Annotated in this window: 11 protein-coding genes; 2 read left to right on the forward strand and 9 right to left on the reverse strand. The window is 66.4% G+C overall.

The window, feature by feature from the left end; genetic code table 11:
• Positions 1-21 precede the first annotated feature (21 nt).
• Complete coding sequence (gcvP, locus tag H0P51_RS14725) at positions 22-2,850, forward strand: aminomethyl-transferring glycine dehydrogenase (protein ID WP_180913560.1); 2,829 nt, start codon at positions 22-24, stop codon at positions 2,848-2,850.
• Between the two features lie 25 nt (positions 2,851-2,875).
• Here gcvP and H0P51_RS14730 read toward each other — a convergent pair whose 3' ends face one another.
• From H0P51_RS14730 to H0P51_RS14765, 8 genes are all read right to left on the reverse strand, one after another.
• Positions 2,876-5,008 (reverse strand): substrate-binding domain-containing protein, encoded by a 2,133-nt coding sequence (locus H0P51_RS14730; RefSeq protein ID WP_180913561.1) that lies wholly within the window; start codon positions 5,006-5,008, stop codon positions 2,876-2,878.
• 60 nt (positions 5,009-5,068) lie between these two features.
• On the reverse strand, positions 5,069-7,258 hold the full coding sequence (locus H0P51_RS14735; RefSeq protein ID WP_180913562.1) for a malate synthase G: 2,190 nt from the start codon (positions 7,256-7,258) through the stop codon (positions 5,069-5,071).
• Between the two features lie 266 nt (positions 7,259-7,524).
• Positions 7,525-8,625 carry a hemolysin family protein gene (locus H0P51_RS14740; protein WP_180913563.1) on the reverse strand — a complete coding sequence of 367 codons (1,101 nt, stop codon included), beginning with the start codon at positions 8,623-8,625 and terminating at the stop codon, positions 7,525-7,527.
• Positions 8,622-9,977, reverse strand: a complete 1,356-nt coding sequence (locus H0P51_RS14745; RefSeq protein WP_180913564.1) for a hemolysin family protein — start codon at positions 9,975-9,977, stop codon at positions 8,622-8,624. The genes H0P51_RS14740 and H0P51_RS14745 overlap by 4 nt, the downstream gene beginning before the upstream one ends.
• A gap of 7 nt (positions 9,978-9,984) precedes the next feature.
• Positions 9,985-11,421, reverse strand: a complete 1,437-nt coding sequence (locus H0P51_RS14750) for a GuaB1 family IMP dehydrogenase-related protein (protein WP_180913565.1) — start codon at positions 11,419-11,421, stop codon at positions 9,985-9,987.
• 12 nt (positions 11,422-11,433) lie between these two features.
• On the reverse strand, positions 11,434-12,891 hold the full coding sequence (gndA, locus tag H0P51_RS14755; RefSeq protein ID WP_180913566.1) for an NADP-dependent phosphogluconate dehydrogenase: 1,458 nt from the start codon (positions 12,889-12,891) through the stop codon (positions 11,434-11,436).
• Positions 12,892-12,998: 107 nt separating this feature from the next.
• Positions 12,999-13,949: a M56 family metallopeptidase gene (locus tag H0P51_RS14760; protein ID WP_180913567.1), complete on the reverse strand. Its 951-nt coding sequence runs from the start codon at positions 13,947-13,949 to the stop codon at positions 12,999-13,001.
• 14 nt (positions 13,950-13,963) lie between these two features.
• Positions 13,964-14,380, reverse strand: a complete 417-nt coding sequence (locus tag H0P51_RS14765) for a BlaI/MecI/CopY family transcriptional regulator (protein ID WP_180913568.1) — start codon at positions 14,378-14,380, stop codon at positions 13,964-13,966.
• 382 nt (positions 14,381-14,762) lie between these two features.
• Here H0P51_RS14765 and H0P51_RS14770 point away from each other — a divergent pair, with 382 nt between their 5' ends.
• Positions 14,763-15,179, forward strand: a complete 417-nt coding sequence (locus H0P51_RS14770) for a PaaI family thioesterase (RefSeq protein ID WP_180913569.1) — start codon at positions 14,763-14,765, stop codon at positions 15,177-15,179.
• 10 nt (positions 15,180-15,189) lie between these two features.
• On the opposite strand, the gene H0P51_RS14775 is transcribed toward H0P51_RS14770, so the two are convergent.
• Positions 15,190-16,581, reverse strand: a complete 1,392-nt coding sequence (locus tag H0P51_RS14775) for an NAD(P)/FAD-dependent oxidoreductase (protein WP_180913570.1) — start codon at positions 16,579-16,581, stop codon at positions 15,190-15,192.
• Between the last annotated feature and the right edge of the window lie 50 nt (positions 16,582-16,631).

Here is a 16,631-nt window from a genome sequence, read left to right on the forward strand (position 1 = left end):
GCCTCGTATAGGAGCCCATTCGTGTCCGATCATCCGAAGTTCGCAGACCGGCACATCGGCCTGGACCGTGACGCCGTCGCCACCATGCTCGAGGTCATCGGCGTCGACTCGCTCGACGCCCTGGCCGCCAAGGCGGTCCCGACGGGCATCCTCGACAAGCTGGACACCTCAGGAGCCGCCCCGGGTCTGGACCGGCTGCCGCCGGCCGCCACCGAGGGCGAGGCACTGACCGAACTGCACGAACTCGCCGACAGCAACACCGTCGCGGTGTCGATGATCGGGCAGGGCTACTACGACACCCTGACCCCGCCGGTACTGCTGCGCAACATCATGGAAAACCCGGCCTGGTACACCGCCTATACGCCGTACCAGCCGGAGATCAGCCAGGGTCGGTTGGAGGCACTGCTGAACTTCCAGACCATGGTCACCGACCTGACCGGCCTCGAGATCGCCAACGCATCCATGCTCGACGAGGGCACTGCCGCCGCCGAGGCCATGACGCTGATGCACCGCGCATTCCGCGGCAAGGGGGCTGGGCGCCTGCTCGTAGATGTCGACGTATTCGCCCAGACCGCGGCGATACTGGCGACAAGGGCCAAGCCGCTGGGCATCGAGATCGTCACCGCTGACCTGCGTGACGGGCTCCCCGAGGGTGAGTTCTTCGGCGTGGTGGTCCAGTTGCCCGGGGCCAGCGGCCGGATCACCGACTGGAGCGAGCTGATCCAACAGGCCCACGGCCGGGGTGCGCTGGTGGCCGTCGGTGCCGACCTGTTGGCGCTGACGCTGATCACCCCGCCGGGTGAGATCGGCGCTGACGTCGCGTTCGGTACCACCCAACGATTCGGTGTACCAATGGGATTCGGCGGCCCGCACGCCGGGTATCTGGCGGTGCACGCCAAGCACGCCCGGCAGCTGCCGGGGCGCCTGGTGGGGGTGTCCGTCGACACCGACGGCACGCCGGCCTACCGGCTGGCGCTGCAGACCCGTGAACAGCACATCCGCCGCGACAAGGCGACCAGCAATATCTGCACCGCGCAGGTGCTGCTTGCGGTGATGGCCGCGATGTATGCCAGCTACCACGGTGCGGAGGGCCTCAGCGCGATCGCCCGCCGGGTACACGGCCACGCCGAGGCGATCGCCACCGCGCTCGATGAATCGCTGGTGCACGGCACATACTTCGACACCGTGCTGGCCCGGGTACCCGGCCGCGCCGACGAGGTGGTGGCCGCCGCCAAGGCCAACGGCATCAATCTGTGGCGCGTGGACGCCGACCACGTCTCGGTGGCCTGCGACGAGGCCACCACCGACGCGCACGTCGGGGCGGTGTTGCAAGCTTTCGGTGTCGACGCCACCGAGCCGGTACACGTTGACATCACCACGCGGACCACGGAATTCCTCACCCATCCTGCCTTCACGAAGTACCGCACCGAGACGTCGATGATGCGCTACCTACGCACCCTGGCGGACAAGGACATCGCCTTGGACCGGAGCATGATTCCGCTCGGTTCATGCACGATGAAGCTGAACGCCGCCGCCGAGATGGAATCCATCACCTGGCCCGAGTTCGGGCGTCAACACCCTTTCGCGCCTGCGTCCGACACCCCCGGTCTGCGTCGGCTCATCGCCGACCTGGAGAACTGGCTGGTGGCAATCACCGGCTACGACGACGTCTCGTTGCAGCCCAATGCGGGTTCGCAGGGGGAGTACGCGGGCCTGCTGGCCATTCACGAATACCACGCCAGCCGGGGTGAACCGCATCGCGACATCTGTCTGATCCCGTCCAGCGCGCACGGCACCAATGCCGCCTCGGCCGCGCTGGCGGGGATGCGCGTCGTCGTGGTGAGCTGTCATGAGAACGGCGACGTCGACCTCGACGACCTGCGCACCAAGGTCGGCGAACACGCCGAACGCCTGTCGGCGCTGATGATCACCTACCCGTCCACGCACGGCGTCTACGAACACGACATCGCCGATATCTGCGCGGCCGTGCACGACGCCGGCGGTCAGGTGTACGTCGACGGCGCCAACCTCAATGCGCTGGTAGGGCTGGCCAGACCGGGCAAGTTCGGTGGCGACGTCAGCCATTTGAACCTGCACAAGACGTTCTGTATCCCGCACGGTGGCGGCGGGCCGGGAGTCGGGCCGGTTGCGGTGCGCTCCCATCTGGCGCCGTTCCTGCCGGGGCACCCGTACGCTCCAGAACTGCCGTCAGGGCATCCGGTGTCGTCGGCACCCTACGGGTCGGCCTCGATCCTGCCGATCAGCTGGTCTTACATCCGGATGATGGGTGGCGACGGCCTGCGGGCGGCTTCGTTGACCGCGATTGCCTCGGCGAACTACATCGCCCGCCGGCTCGACGAGTATTTCCCGGTGCTCTACACCGGCGAGAACGGCATGGTCGCCCACGAATGCATCCTGGATCTTCGCGGCATCACCAAGGCCACCGGCGTAACCGTCGACGATGTTGCGAAACGCTTGGCGGACTACGGTTTTCACGCGCCGACCATGAGTTTCCCGGTGGCCGGCACGTTGATGGTGGAGCCCACCGAGAGCGAGAGTCTGGCCGAGGTAGACGCGTTCTGCGAGGCCATGATCGGAATTCGCGGTGAGATCGACCGGGTCGGCACGGGGGAGTGGCCGGTGGACGACAATCCGCTGCGCGGTGCCCCGCACACCGCGGAGTGCTTGCTGGTGTCCGACTGGGACCACCCCTACACCCGGGAGGAAGCGGCCTACCCGCTGGGCAAGGCGTTCCGGACCAAGGTATGGCCGCCGGTGCGGCGCATCGACGGCGCCTACGGCGACCGGAACCTGGTGTGTTCCTGCCCGCCGATCGAGGCGTTCGCCTGAACCCGCGCCGGCTCAGCTCACGAGGTCAGCTCAGGAAGTCGTTGACCGCCGACGCCAGCGCGGGTGTGGCCGAACTCGGCAGGTTCTGGTAGCTGCCGCCGCTCAGCTTGGCAACCGCTTCCCAGGTGGCCCGGTCCGGGTCCCCGCCGAAGTCGATGATGTTGACCGCGATCGGTTTCGCCGGATCGGCCGCCGTCCTGATGAATTCCTGCAGCCCCGGCCCATCCAAGGACTGGTCGGTGTGCGGCCCACCGGTGATCACGAGAATTGAATTCGCTTGGCCAGCATGGTAATTCGTCTTCATTTCCTGGTAGATCATTCGCAGCGTGGTGAAGGACACGGCACCGCCGCCCGACGAATACTGCCGGTCCAGCGCCGCGGTGAGCGCCGCGGTGCGGGGTTGCCCGTTGAGCTGGTCGGCCAGCGGCCCTGCGGCTACCTCAGAACGGCCCTCGTGGCCGTCGAAGGTCCACAGTCCAATCACCGCGGTGGGGGGCAGCGCCTTGATCCTGCTGCTCAGCGCCGCGACTACGTTAGCCAGCCGGGTCTTGCCGCCGCCGTCGTCGGTCGGCAAGGACTGGTCGAGCATGATGGTCGCCGCTACACCGCTCGACGACGTAGCCATGGTGTCGGCCAGCGTGGCGCGAGTGGCGTCATCACCGACGGACAAGGTGGCCGACAGTGGCCCGAAACTGGTCACCGGGCTGCTCGGTGGCTTGACGTCTTTCGCCCGGAAGCCGGCCTTGGCCAGCCTGGCCTGCTGTTCGGGGGTGCGCATGAACCGCGAGAACGCGCTCGCGGCTGTTGTCTGCTCCTGCGACAACCAGGTTCCGCTGAGCAGCACCGTCGGGTAGTCAGCCACCGGAACCGGCCCCGGCGGCGTCCACGAGGTCAGTTTGCTCTTGGCGTCCGGAGTCGATTGACCGCGCTGGTACAACTGCTGCTCGGTGGTGACCACCGCATGTACCGGCGCCGCGGCCACTTCGTCGGCTTTGGCGCCTGGCTTGAGTAGCGCGTTGAACGCCTCGTTCAGCGAGTCGTCGGACAGCTTGGGTTGGGCACTCATCAGGGTGCGCGCCGCACCGCCACCATCGGTCGGCGGTGCGCCGGCGGGCACTGACGCCGCCGCGATCGCCTCACCAGCCAGATACGACGCGTCGCCGTTGCCGGTGATCGGCATGGCCAGCCGCAGTGAACCCCAGGACGGCTGGTTCAGGCCGGCCATCGACGTCGGGTTGGTCTGCAGGCCGGGTAGCGCGGCCCAGTCCTGTTTGGCCAGCACCGGCTGGAACTCGGGCCGGATGGCCAGCAGCACCGGCGAGGTCACCAGCGACCGGCTGTCGCTGATGGTCTTCGGCCCAACGGCGCCGGCTAGGCGCGCGGCGGAGATGGAGCTGCCGGGAATCCACAGGCCCGGTTGGTTGCCGAGGTCGGCGGGCCATTTGCCGATGAAACCGCTGATGACCGCGTCGGCGCCGGCCGATTTGACCGTTACCGGCACACACCGGTCACCGATCGGCCCGGCCTGCGCGTTGTAGTCCTCGGCCAGCTGTTTGACCACGTCGACGATGGTGGGATCGGCCAGTACGGCAACCGAATCCTTTCCGGCCAAGCAGCGCGCCGAGGCGGACTGCGCGTCGTGGGAGCCACCGAAGAAGCGCCACAGGATCACCCCGGCGACCACGACGATGACGGTGATCAGGGCCACGATCACCCCAATGCTGACTCCGCGACGGCCGCTGGTGCTGCGGTGGCCGCCCTGCCAACTGGCCAGGCCCCGATGAGCGGCGCTAAGCCGGGAAGCAGGCGTGGCCGCGGCCGGTACCGGTGATTCGGTGCTTTCCGGCCGCGTGCCGAAATCGGGGTAGTCGTCGCCGTCGGCCGCGGCGTACTCGCCGCCAACCGGATACTGCGAGAGGTCCTCGCCGCGGTCGGTGAAGCTGTCTTCGGCCGCGAAGAAGTCGTCGTCGGTGTAGCGGCTCGGGGCGGGGTACTCGTCTCCGGCAGGTCCCGGATACCCGTAGTCCAGCGCTTCGGCGGGCTCGACGCCCTCCCCGGTGCCGGCCTCGCCGCCATGCTCCTGATACTGCGAGCTCTGGTCGTACGGTTCGTCTTCGGGTAGGGAGTCGTCGGGGTCGGGCTTGCTGTGCCTACCCATGCCGGTCTCTGCGTCCTCTCCTTGAAATCCTGTGCAGGTTGCCGCCCCTCGGTGGGCTGACTACGCGCCGGCGCGAGCTTTAAATTCCCGACGACGGCGGTGCAGGATCGGCTCGGTGTAGCCGTTAGGCTGCTGACCACCGGACAGAATGAGCTCCTGAGCAGCCAGGAAGGCGATGCTGTCGTCGAAGTTTGGCGCCATCGGAAGGTACGCCGAGTCGCCCTCGTTCTGCTTGTCCACCAGCGGCGCCATCCGTTCCAGGCTGGCACGCACGTCTTCGGCGGTGATCACGCCGTGCCGCAGCCAGTTGGCCAGCAGCTGGCTGGAGATGCGCAGCGTCGCACGGTCCTCCATCAGCGCCACGTTGTGGATGTCGGGCACCTTCGAACAGCCCACGCCCTGGTCGATCCAGCGCACCACGTAACCGAGGATGGACTGGCAGTTGTTGTCGACCTCTTCGCGGATCTCCTCGGGCGCCCAGGCCAACTCCTTGGCCAGGGGAACGGTGAGCAGTTCCGCTATGGTGGTGCGCCGCTTGCCTTCGAGCTCCTTCTGCACCGCGAAAACGTCCACCTGGTGGTAGTGCATGGCGTGCAGCGTCGCGGCCGTCGGCGACGGCACCCACGCGGTGGTGGCGCCGGCCTTCGGCTGGCCGATCTTCTGCTCGACCATGTCAGCCATCAGCTCCGTCATCGCCCACATGCCTTTACCGATTTGGGCTTTGCCGGCGAAACCGGTGGCCAGCCCGGTGTCGACGTTGGCGTCCTCGTAGGCCTTGATCCAGGTGGTGTTCTTCATCGCACCCTTGCGGATCATCGGACCCGCCTCCATGGAAGTGTGGATCTCATCGCCGGTCCGGTCGAGGAAACCGGTGTTGATGAAGACCACGCGGTCGGCGGCGGCCTTGATGCACGCCTTGAGGTTCACCGTTGTGCGGCGCTCCTCGTCCATGATGCCGACCTTGAGGGTGGACTGCGGCAATCCCAGGACGTCTTCGACGCGGCTGAACAGCTCGCAGGTGAAGGCGACCTCGTCGGGGCCATGCATCTTGGGCTTGACGATGTACACCGAACCGGTGCGGCTATTAACCAGCGGACCGTTGTCGTCGTTGCCCTTCAATCCGTGGATAGCGGTCAGACCGGTGAACAGAGCGTCCTGGATACCCTCGGGGATTTCGTTCCCGTCGGCATCGACGATTGCGTCGTTGGTCATCAAGTGGCCGACGTTGCGCACGAACATCAGGCTGCGCCCGGGCAGTGTGAGTTCGCCGCTGCCGTCCGGTGTGGTGTAGGTGCGGTCGGCATTGAGCTTGCGAGTGAACGACTTGCCGTCCTTGCTGACCTCTTCGGCCAGGTCACCCTTGTTGAGCCCCAGCCAGTTGCGGTAGCCGAGCACCTTGTCGTCGGCGTCGACCGCGGCAACGGAGTCCTCGAAGTCCATGATCGTGGTGATCGCCGACTCGAGCACCACGTCCTTGATTCCGGCGGCGTCGGTCTTGCCGATCGGCGACTCGGGGTCGATCAGGATCTCGATATGCAGTCCGTTGTTAACCAGCAACACCGACCAGTTGGGGGAGCCGAGTTCGCCGCTGTAGCCGACGAACTTCTCCGGGCTGGCCAACTCGGTGGCCTGACCACCGACCTCGATCTGCAGCGCACCGTCGACAATGCTCAAGCCGCTGGCATCCGCCCAGGACCCCGACGCGAGCGGGACAGCGCCGTCCAGGAAATTCCGGGCATAGGCGATCACCTTGTCGCCGCGCACCTTGTTGTAGCCCGAGCCCTTCTCGGCCCCGTCGTCTTCCGGGATGACGTCGGTGCCGTACAGGGCGTCGTACAGCGAACCCCAGCGTGCGTTGGCCGCATTGAGCGCGAACCGTGCGTTGAGCACCGGCACCACCAACTGCGGGCCAGCGGTCGCGGTGATCTCGTCGTCGACACCGGAGGTGGTGATGGTGAAGTCGGCCGGTTCGGGCTGCAGGTAGCCGATCTCGGTGAGGAACTGCTGGTAGGCCTCCAGGTCGAGCGGCTCAAGCACCCGCAAGCGGTGCCACTTGTCGATCTGGGCTTGCAGCTCGTCGCGGGTCGCCAGCAATTCCTGGTTACGCGGGGTGAGATCGGTCACCACCTTGTCCACACCGGCCCAGAAGCTGTCCGGGTCGATGCCCGTGCCGGGCAGGGCCTCGTTGTTCACGAAGTCGTACAAAACCCGGGCAACCCGCAGGTTGCCTGCCGACACACGCTCAGTCATCGTTCTCCTCCGTAACGGCCTTTCATGGCCCTTCATCAGCCCGCGCGCACCGTCATCGGACCCCGGATCAGCTACTGTCAGCCTACCCAGCGGTAACCTGACGAGCACCGATGATCCTAGCCCGGCCAAGCTGGGCTGCCAGGTCGCGGCGCGCTAAGAGCCGCTCCCGCGGCACATTCCGCGGGCCCCTCCAATAGCTTGGTGGCAACGAGAGCACCGGGGAATTCGTTCCCTTCGCGCTGTTCTGGTACCCGCGGCCGCTCAGATCATACGGCCCGCTGATCCGACGCGGGCGCCCCGTCGCGCATGCTGCCGAGCAAGTCTTCCACCAGATCCTCGAGCGCCACCATCGCCACCACCTGGTTCCGCGCCGTGTTCTTGGCGGCGCCGTCCTCACCGTCACCGGCGGTGACCAGCGCCAGGTGGCTGTTGCTGCGACGCATCCGGGAGAGCGCTTCTGGGAGGCCGAGCAATTGCGATACCCGTGGTAAGGGGCGCACCAGTGCAAGGTCGATCACCGTCGCGGGATCTGTTCCCAGCGCCAACACATCCTTGATGTGCAGGTAGCCGAGGTAATCCCCATCCCGGTCCACCACCGGGAAACGGGAGTAGCCGGTCTGCGCCAGCGCTTCCTCAATTGCGCCGATGGTCGGGCCCGACCCTTCAGCCGCCACCGGCACCGTGTGGACCTTAGCCAGCGGAACAGCAACGTCGCCGACCACCCGGGTGCGCACCCGCAACGCAAGCGTCAACCGGATGTGCTCCTCCGCGTCGAGCAGACCTTCGGAGAGCGACTCGGCGATCATCTCGGACAACTCCACCGTGGAAACGGTGATATCGAGTTCGTCCTTGGGCTCTACCCCCAGCAGCCGCAGGATGCCGTTGGCGCACTTGTTGTACAGCACGATGATCGGTCGCGCGGCCCGCACGTACGGCAGATACGCCGGGACCAGCAACATCGCAGTGCGCTCCGGGCCGGCGAGCGCAATGTTCTTGGGCACCATCTCGCCCAGCAGCACGTGCAGTGTCACCACCAGGGCCAGCGCGACCACGAACGCCAGGGTGTGCACCAGCGCGGGATAAAGCCCGGCCAAACCGAACACGGTGCTCAGCACCTCGGCCGCCGCCGGTTCGGCGATCCGGCCCAGCAGCAGCGATGACACGGTAACGCCCAGCTGCGCCCCGGCCAGCATCGCCGGCAGCTGCTCACCGGCGCGGATCACCGTCACCGCGCTGGCCCGGCCCTGTTCGGCCAGCGCCTCCAAGCGGTCCCGCCGGGCCGAGATCATGGCGAACTCGGCCCCCACAAAGAAGGCGTTGAGCGCTATCAGCAGAATCGCCAACAGCACCGCCGGCACCGGGTTCATCGCGCGCTCCCGCTCGCGGCGGGTAGCTCACAGAGTTCGAGCTGGTCGATTCGACGTCCGTCCAGCTGCACCACTTTGGCCTGCCAGCGCACTGACTCGTCGGGCAGGCCGTCACGGTCGAGTGCGGGCAACTCCACGGATTCGCCAGCCACCGGGATGTGCCCGAGTTCGCGCAGCACCAGGCCGCCGATCGTCTCGTACGGCCCTTCGGGCGCCCGGTAGCCGATGGCGGTCTCCACCTCGTCGATGCGCAGCAAACCCGACACCCGCCAGCCGTTGCCGAAGCTCACCACATCCGGCGTCGCGTCGTCGTGCTCATCGCGCACGTCACCGACGATCTCCTCGATCAGGTCCTCGACGGTGACCATCCCCGCCGTGCCGCCGTATTCGTCGACAACCATCGCCGTCTGCAGGAGGTTCGCCCGGATCTGCGCCATCACCGCATCGCCGTCCAGCGTCGACGGCACCACCGCGACCGGTTTGGCGACCGTCGTCAACAGGGTGGAGGCCCGGGCGGCGGGCGCCACTTCGAAGACCTGCTTGACGTGCACGATGCCGACGGTTTCGTCGAGGTCGCCCCGCACTACCGGGAACCGGGAGAAGCCGGTGTCGGCGACGGCGGCGACGAGGTCGGCGACGGTGTCGTCGGTCTGCAGAGCGACGATCTTCGACCGGGGCGTCATCAGCTCCTCGGCCGTCAGCGCACCGAACTGCAGCGAGCGGTGCATCAACGAAGCGGTGACGTCGTCCAGCGAACCGCGTCGCGCCGAGGTCCGTACCAGCGACACCAATTCCTGCGGTGTGCGGGCCGAACGCAGCTCCTCGGCGGGCTCGATGCCGAGTCGGCGCACGATCCAGTTGGCTGCGCCGTTCGTCAACCGGATAGCCGGGGTGAACAGCACCGAGAAACACCACTGCGGCAGCACGACCGCGCGGGCGGTCCGCAGTGGCCGGGCCACACCCAGGTACTTGGGGACCAGCTCACCGAAAACCATCGACACCGATGTCACAACTATCAACGCCAGAATCGCCATGATGGTGTCGGCCAGGTTGTCGGGCATTCCCAGCGCGTCGAACCACGGGTGCGGCAGGTTGGCCACCAACGGCTCGGTCAGATAACCGGTGGCCAGGGTGGTGATCGAGATACCCAGCTGTGCACCCGACAGCTGAAACGACAGTCGTCGGTGGGCGCGGCGGATGAATCGGTCGCGGCCTGAGCCGGTGCGGGCATTGGCCTCCACGGTGCTGCGGTCCAGCGCGGTCAGCGAGAATTCAGCGGCGACAAACACGGCGGTGCCGAACGTGAGCGCCAAAATAGCCAGCACGCTGAGCAAGGTGCTGGAGTGGTTCATCAGCCTTTCACCAACCGGTGGGCAAGGGGTGGCCCTCGGCGAACCCCGCCGCCGACTGGATGCCGACCACGGCTCGCTCGTGCAACTCTTCCAGGTTCGCCGCACCCACGTAGGTGCAGGTGCTGCGGACCCCGGACGTGATGTGGTCGATCAGGTCCTCGACGCCGCCACGGTCGGGGTCCAGGCCCATCCGCGAAGTCGAGATGCCCTCCTCGAACAGTGCTTTGCGCGCGCGATCGAACGGGCTGTCGGCGCCGGTTCGGGCGACCACCGCCCGCTTGGACGCCATGCCGTAGCTCTCCTTGTACGGTTGGTCGTCGCGGTCATGCATCAGATCGCCGGGGGACTCGTAGGTGCCGGCGAACCACGACCCGATCATCACATTGGACGCGCCGGCGGCCAGCGCCAGCGCCACGTCCCGCGGATGCCGAATTCCGCCGTCTGCCCACACATGCCCACCCAATTGCCTTGCGGCGAAGGCGCATTCGACTACGGCGGAGAACTGGGGCCGACCGACTCCGGTCATCATCCGGGTGGTGCACATGGCGCCGGGGCCCACGCCGACCTTGACGATGTCGGCGCCGGCCTCGATCAGGTCCCGGGTTCCCTGCGCCGAGACCACGTTGCCGGCCACCAGCGGCACACCCAGGTCCAGCGCCGCGATCGCCTTGATCGCCTCCAGCGTCTTGACCTGGTGTCCATGCGCGGTGTCGACCACCAGCACGTCGATCCCGGCCTCGGCCAACGCCTGCGCCTTGCTGGCCGCGTCGCCGTTGATACCCACTGCAGCACCGATCCGCAACCGACCGGCTTCGTCGACGGCCGGGCTGTAGATACCGGTGCGGATCGCCCCGGTGCGGGTCAGCACCCCGGCCAGCGCGCCGTCGTCGGCGGTCACTACTGCGACATCGATGGGCGAGTGCTCGAGCAGGTCGTAGATCTTGCGTGGCTTGGTGCCCACCGGCGCGGTGACGAAATCTGTGGCCGCGACGTCGCGGACCCGGGCGAACCGATCCACGCCGACGCACGATTCTTCGCGCACCACGCCGATCGGACGGCCTTCGAAGACAACCACCGCGATGCCGTGGGCCCGTTTGTGGATCAGTGCCATGGCGTCGGACACCGAATCGTCGGGCGCCAGCGTCACCGGAGTGTCGAGCACCAGGTTGCGGCTCTTGACGAACTGCACCATCTGCTGCACCGCCGGGATCGGCAGGTCCTGCGGCAGAATGACGATGCCGCCGCGACGGGCCACTGTCTCGGCCATCCGCCGCCCGGCCACCGCAGTCATGTTGGCGACCACCACCGGGATGGTGGTGCCGGAGCCGTCCACGGTGGACAGGTCGACGTCGAACCGCGACGCCACCTCCGACCGATTCGGCACGATGAATACATCGTTGTAGGTGAGGTCGAACGCTGGGCGGTGCCCGTCCAGGAATCTCATTCAGATAGCTCGCTACGCAGGTACTTCGCTTCGGTCTCCGCTCCACAGGGTGTGGAACTTCTTGCCCGGTTCCTCGTCGGTGCGCCCGTAGGTGTGAGCGCCGAAGAAGTCGCGCAGACCCTGGGTCAGGGCGGCGGGCAACCGCTCGGTGCGCAGACCGTCGTAGTAGGACAGCGCCGACGAGAACCCCGGAATCGGGATACCCAGCCGGGTGGCAGTTACCACGACCCGGCGCCAGCCGTCTATGGCTGCTTCGATCGCGCTACGGAAGTAGGGCGCCACGATCAGCGTCGGCAGATCGGGATCGTCGTCGAACGCTTCTTTGATCCGGTTGAGGAACTTGGCCCGGATGATGCAGCCGCCGCGCCAGATGGTGGCTAGATCACCCGGGGTGATGCCCCAGTCGTACTCGGCGCTGCCGGCCTGAATCTGGTTGAAGCCCTGCGCATAGGCGATGATCTTCGAGGCGTAGAGCGCCTGCCGGATGTCTTCGGTGAACTGAGCCGCATCGCTGGGCTTGGCGCCCAGGTCACCGGAGGCCAAGCCGGTGGTGGCTTTGCGCTGTGGCACTGAACCGGACAGTGCCCGAGCGAACACCGCCTCGGCGATGCCGGTGACCGGCACTCCCAGGTCCAGCGCGGACTTCACCGTCCACCGGCCGGTGCCTTTCTGCTCGGCTTCGTCGACGATTACGTCGACCAGCGGTTTGCCGGTCTTGGCGTCGGTCTGCCGCAACACCTTCGCGGTGATCTCGACCAGGAAGCTATCCAGGTCGCCGGAGTTCCATTCATCGAACACGTCGGCAATCTCGCCGGCGGACTTGCCGAGGGCATCGCGCAGCAGCTGGTAGGCCTCGCCGATCAGCTGCATGTCGGAGTACTCGATGCCGTTGTGCACCATCTTCACGAAGTGCCCCGCGCCGTCCGGGCCGATATGGGTGCAGCAGGGCACACCGTCGACATGGGCAGAGATCTCCTCGAGCAACGGACCCAATGACTCGTACGACTCAGCCGGGCCACCCGGCATGATCGACGGTCCGTTGAGCGCGCCTTCCTCTCCTCCGGAGATTCCGGCGCCGACGAAGTGCAGGCCGCGCTCGCGGATCGCTTTCTCCCGACGGATGGTGTCGGTATACAGAGCGTTACCGCCGTCGATGATGATGTCGCCTTCCTCCATGGCGTCGGCGAGTTCGTTGATGACGGCATCGGTCGGGTCACCGGCCTTGACCATGATGATGACCCGACGTGGCTTTTCCAGTGCGGCAAGGAATTCCGGGATGGTCTCGCTGCGCACGAAGTTCCCGTCGGAGCCGTGCTCTTGCAGCAGCGCGTCGGTCTTGGCAACGGACCGGTTGTGCAGGGCCACGGTGTACCCGTGGCGGGCGAAGTTGCGGGCCAGGTTCGAGCCCATCACCGCCAAACCGGTGACTCCGATCTGGGCGGTCGCGGTTGACGAGTCCGACGAACTCATGTCCTGCCTCTCAGGTCTGATGAACTACCGGGCCGGGACGAATAGCCCCGCAGCTGTCGGACCCACTCTGACACAACGGACTCGTGCCTCTCGTGTCTGCCTCGGGGTTAAGCGCTGAGCAACCGCTGCAGTTCGGTCAGCCAGGGAACGGCGAGGGAAATGGTGGGCACCACGAATACTGCCGCAGCGGCGAGGTAGGCGGCTACCGACAGCATCAGGCTGTTTCCTCGCCCGGAGAGCCTGCGCACCCGCACCACGGTGCTGGGGCCGCCCGCGGCCAACGCACCCGATGGTGCCCGTCCGGAGGCGCAGGCCACCAAGGCCCGGGCCAGGGGAGTGCGCCCGGTGGCGCGTACCGCGGCGTCGTCGGCCAGCAATTCCACCAGTAGTTGCACCGCTCCCAGCGCGTTGCCACTGCGGACCAGCCGCGGAAACGCGGCGTGCACCGCCGTGAAAGCCTCCAGCACCAGATCGTGCCGGGCCCGCAGGTGGGCTCGTTCGTGAGTCAGGATCGCCGTCACCTCGGTGTCGGCGAGCGTGTTAAGTGCACCTTCGCTGACTACGACGCGGCTCCGTACGCCGGGTAGGCAGTAGGCGAGGGGCTGTTCGACGTCCAGCACACGCAGGTCACGTGTCCTGGTGCAGGGCTGGGCCAGCGCCGCGTCACGCCCGACGCCGACCAGGTCGACGACCATCCGGTGCCGGGCGCGCCGGCGGCGGGTGGCTATCGCGACCCGCACCACCGCCACAACCAGGCGCACCCCGACCAGGACCGTCAGGGTGAAAACAGCCAGGTAGGCCGCCCACAGGGGCCAACCGAGGCGCCCTTCGGCGTCGAGGATTCCGGCGGTGGGTCGCCCGTCCGGACCGGGCATGAGCAGTCGGCTGGCAATCGCGATTCCGGCGCTGAATGTCGAGAGGACCGCGGCCAGGGCGATGGCCTGCCACAACACCATCGCGGCCCGGGGGGCCCGCAGCGGCCAGGAGGCGCGAGCCAGTACAGCCGGTGTCGGGCCAGCCAGCAGCACCGCAAGGATGGTGAAGGCCAGCGCAGACACGCTGTCAGTCTCCCTCAGTCGTCGGCTGGAGGTCCAGCGGATGGCGAATTACGGTGGTTTGCTTCCAGTTCGGCAAGTGCGCGTCGCAACGCGTCAGCTTCGTCGGCTCCGACCCGTTCGACGAAATGGACCAGTGCGGCCTGTCGGCCGCCGGAGTCCTCGGCCTGCGCCAGCGCATCGACCATCAGCCCGGCAACAAGCTCGTCGCGGCCGTGTACCGGCGCGTAGCGATGCGCGCGGTCGTCGCGGAGCTGGGAAACCAGATTCTTTTTGGCCAACCGTTGCAGCACGGTCATGATCGTCGTGTAGGCCAGATCGCGACGTGTCGACAGCGCCTCGTGCACCTGGCGAACGGTCTGGGGTTCCGGCTCGGACCATAGGTGATCCATCACTGCACGTTCCAGGTCTCCCAGCCGCGTCAGCTTGGCCATAGTTCATCTCCTGAGCGTTGGTATCAGCGTACTCCGGGTTACTACCGAGTGTCGTACCCAGTTGCCGGTGTTGTCCCGTTCGGGTAGTCGTATCCAGGCGTTGGATCGGCACTGTGACGGTTGTCACAGCAACACCGGAAGGGCGGCCGACTAGGAGGAACACACCGGCAACCCTACCCAATACATACTTGCAAAATTAGGGCAGCCTTGCCTATGCTAAATCCGGTCGAGCAAATAGATGACCGCGAAGGAGTCCTGAGGGCTGCAGTGACCCCCGGTCTACTCGATCGGCGAGCCCCGTGCCATGGGTACGGGGCTCGCCTGCTTTTCGGGTTTTCGGGGCCTTTTCGCACCGTGATCCGGATGGTGTAGACACAACAACGTGTCGTCAGCGCCTGACCCGAATCGTTTCCCGGCCGATTTTCTGGCCCCATTCGACAGCGAACTCGGTTTGCGATTCACCGAATTGAGTCCCGACGGCGCCAGGGCCGAACTCCAAGTTCAGCCCAAGCTGTTGCAGCCGATGGGCCTGGTGCACGGCGGCGTCTACTGCTCGATGGTCGAGAGCATGGCCAGTGTGGCCGCCTACACGTGGCTGGCCGAACATGGGGGCGGCAATGTCGTCGGAGTCAACAACAACACCGATTTCCTGCGATCCATCGGCTCGGGCACCGTGCATGGCAAAGCCGAACCCATACATCGAGGCCGCCGCCAACAGCTGTGGCAGGTCACCATCACCGACGACGACGACCGGGTGGTGGCCAGAGGTCAGGTACGCCTGCAGAATCTGGACGCCTGAGCGCCTGAGGTCAGCTGGCCACCTTGTCGACTGACGCCGATCCGTGCGCTTCAGCGGCGAGTTCTGCCAGCTGTTCGATTCGCGTTCGGGCGAATGCCTGCTGTTCGGTGATGGCGAGCTGGCCCCGGTGGGTGCTCAAGAAGGTAACCGTCCATGACAGCAGCGTGCTCACCTTGGTCTTGAACCCGACCAGGTACACCAGGTGCAGCACCAGCCAGGCCAGCCAGGCGATGAAGCCGCTGAACTCAAGCGGACCGATCTTGGCCAGCGCAGAGAACCGAGACACCGTGGCCATCGATCCCTTGTCGAAATACTGGAACGGTTCCCGCTCGCTCGGGTCGGCACCGGCCAACTCCGACTTGATCGTGCTGGCCACGTATTTGGCGCCCTGAATAGCGCCCTGCGCCACCCCTGGCACACCCTCAACCGCCGCCATGTCGCCGACGACGAACACGTTCGGGTGCCCCGGGATGGACAGGTCAGGCAGCACCTTGACTCGGCCGGCCCGGTCCAGTTCGACGTCGGACTGCTCGGCCAGGTCGCGACCCAACCCGCTGGCTTGGACTCCGGCCGACCACACCTTGCAGGCGGATTCGATGCGCCGCTCGGTGCCGTCGGAATCCTTGACCGTGATGCCGTTGCGGTCCACGGAGGTGACCATCGCGCCCAGCTGGATCTCCACGCCCATCTTCTCGAGCCGGGCCGCCGCCCGTTTGCCCAGCTTCTCACCCATCGACGGCAGCACTGCCGGCGCGGCATCGAGCAGTATCACTCGCGCTTTTGTGGAGTCGATGTGCCGGAAAGAGCCTTTCAGGGTGTGTCCAGCTAATTCGGCGATTTGCCCGGCCATCTCCACTCCGGTAGGGCCGGCGCCCACGACTGTGAAGGTCAACAACTTGGCACGGCGTTCCGGATCGCTGGACCGTTCGGCCTGCTCAAACGCGCTCAGGATCCGGCCGCGCAGTTCCAGCGCGTCGTCGATCGACTTCATCCCGGGAGCGAACTCGGCGAAATGGTCATTCCCGAAGTAGGACTGGCCGGCCCCGGCGGCGATGATCAGGCTGTCGTAGGGCGTCTCGTAGGTGTGGCCGAGCAGTTCTGAGACGACTTTCTTGTTGGCCAGGTCGATGTGGGTGACGTTGCCCAGCAACACCTCGACGTTGCGCTGCCGACGCAGCACCACCCGAGTAGCCGGGGCTATCTCGCCTTCGGACAGGATCCCGGTGGCAACCTGATACAGCAACGGCTGAAACAGGTGCTGGGTGGTTCGCGCGATCAGCTTGATGTCGACGTCGGCACGCTTGAGTTTCTTTGCCGCATTGAGACCGCCGAACCCCGATCCGACGATCACAACTCGATGACGACGGGGGGTTTCAACTGTGGTTTCTTGCTCAGAACTCATTGTGCGCTGCTCCTGACTGGGTCTCCTTGGGCGGGCGACTACAGTTAGCC

The organism is Mycobacterium vicinigordonae (genome assembly GCF_013466425.1).
GTDB classification, from domain to species: Bacteria; Actinomycetota; Actinomycetes; order Mycobacteriales; family Mycobacteriaceae; genus Mycobacterium; species Mycobacterium vicinigordonae.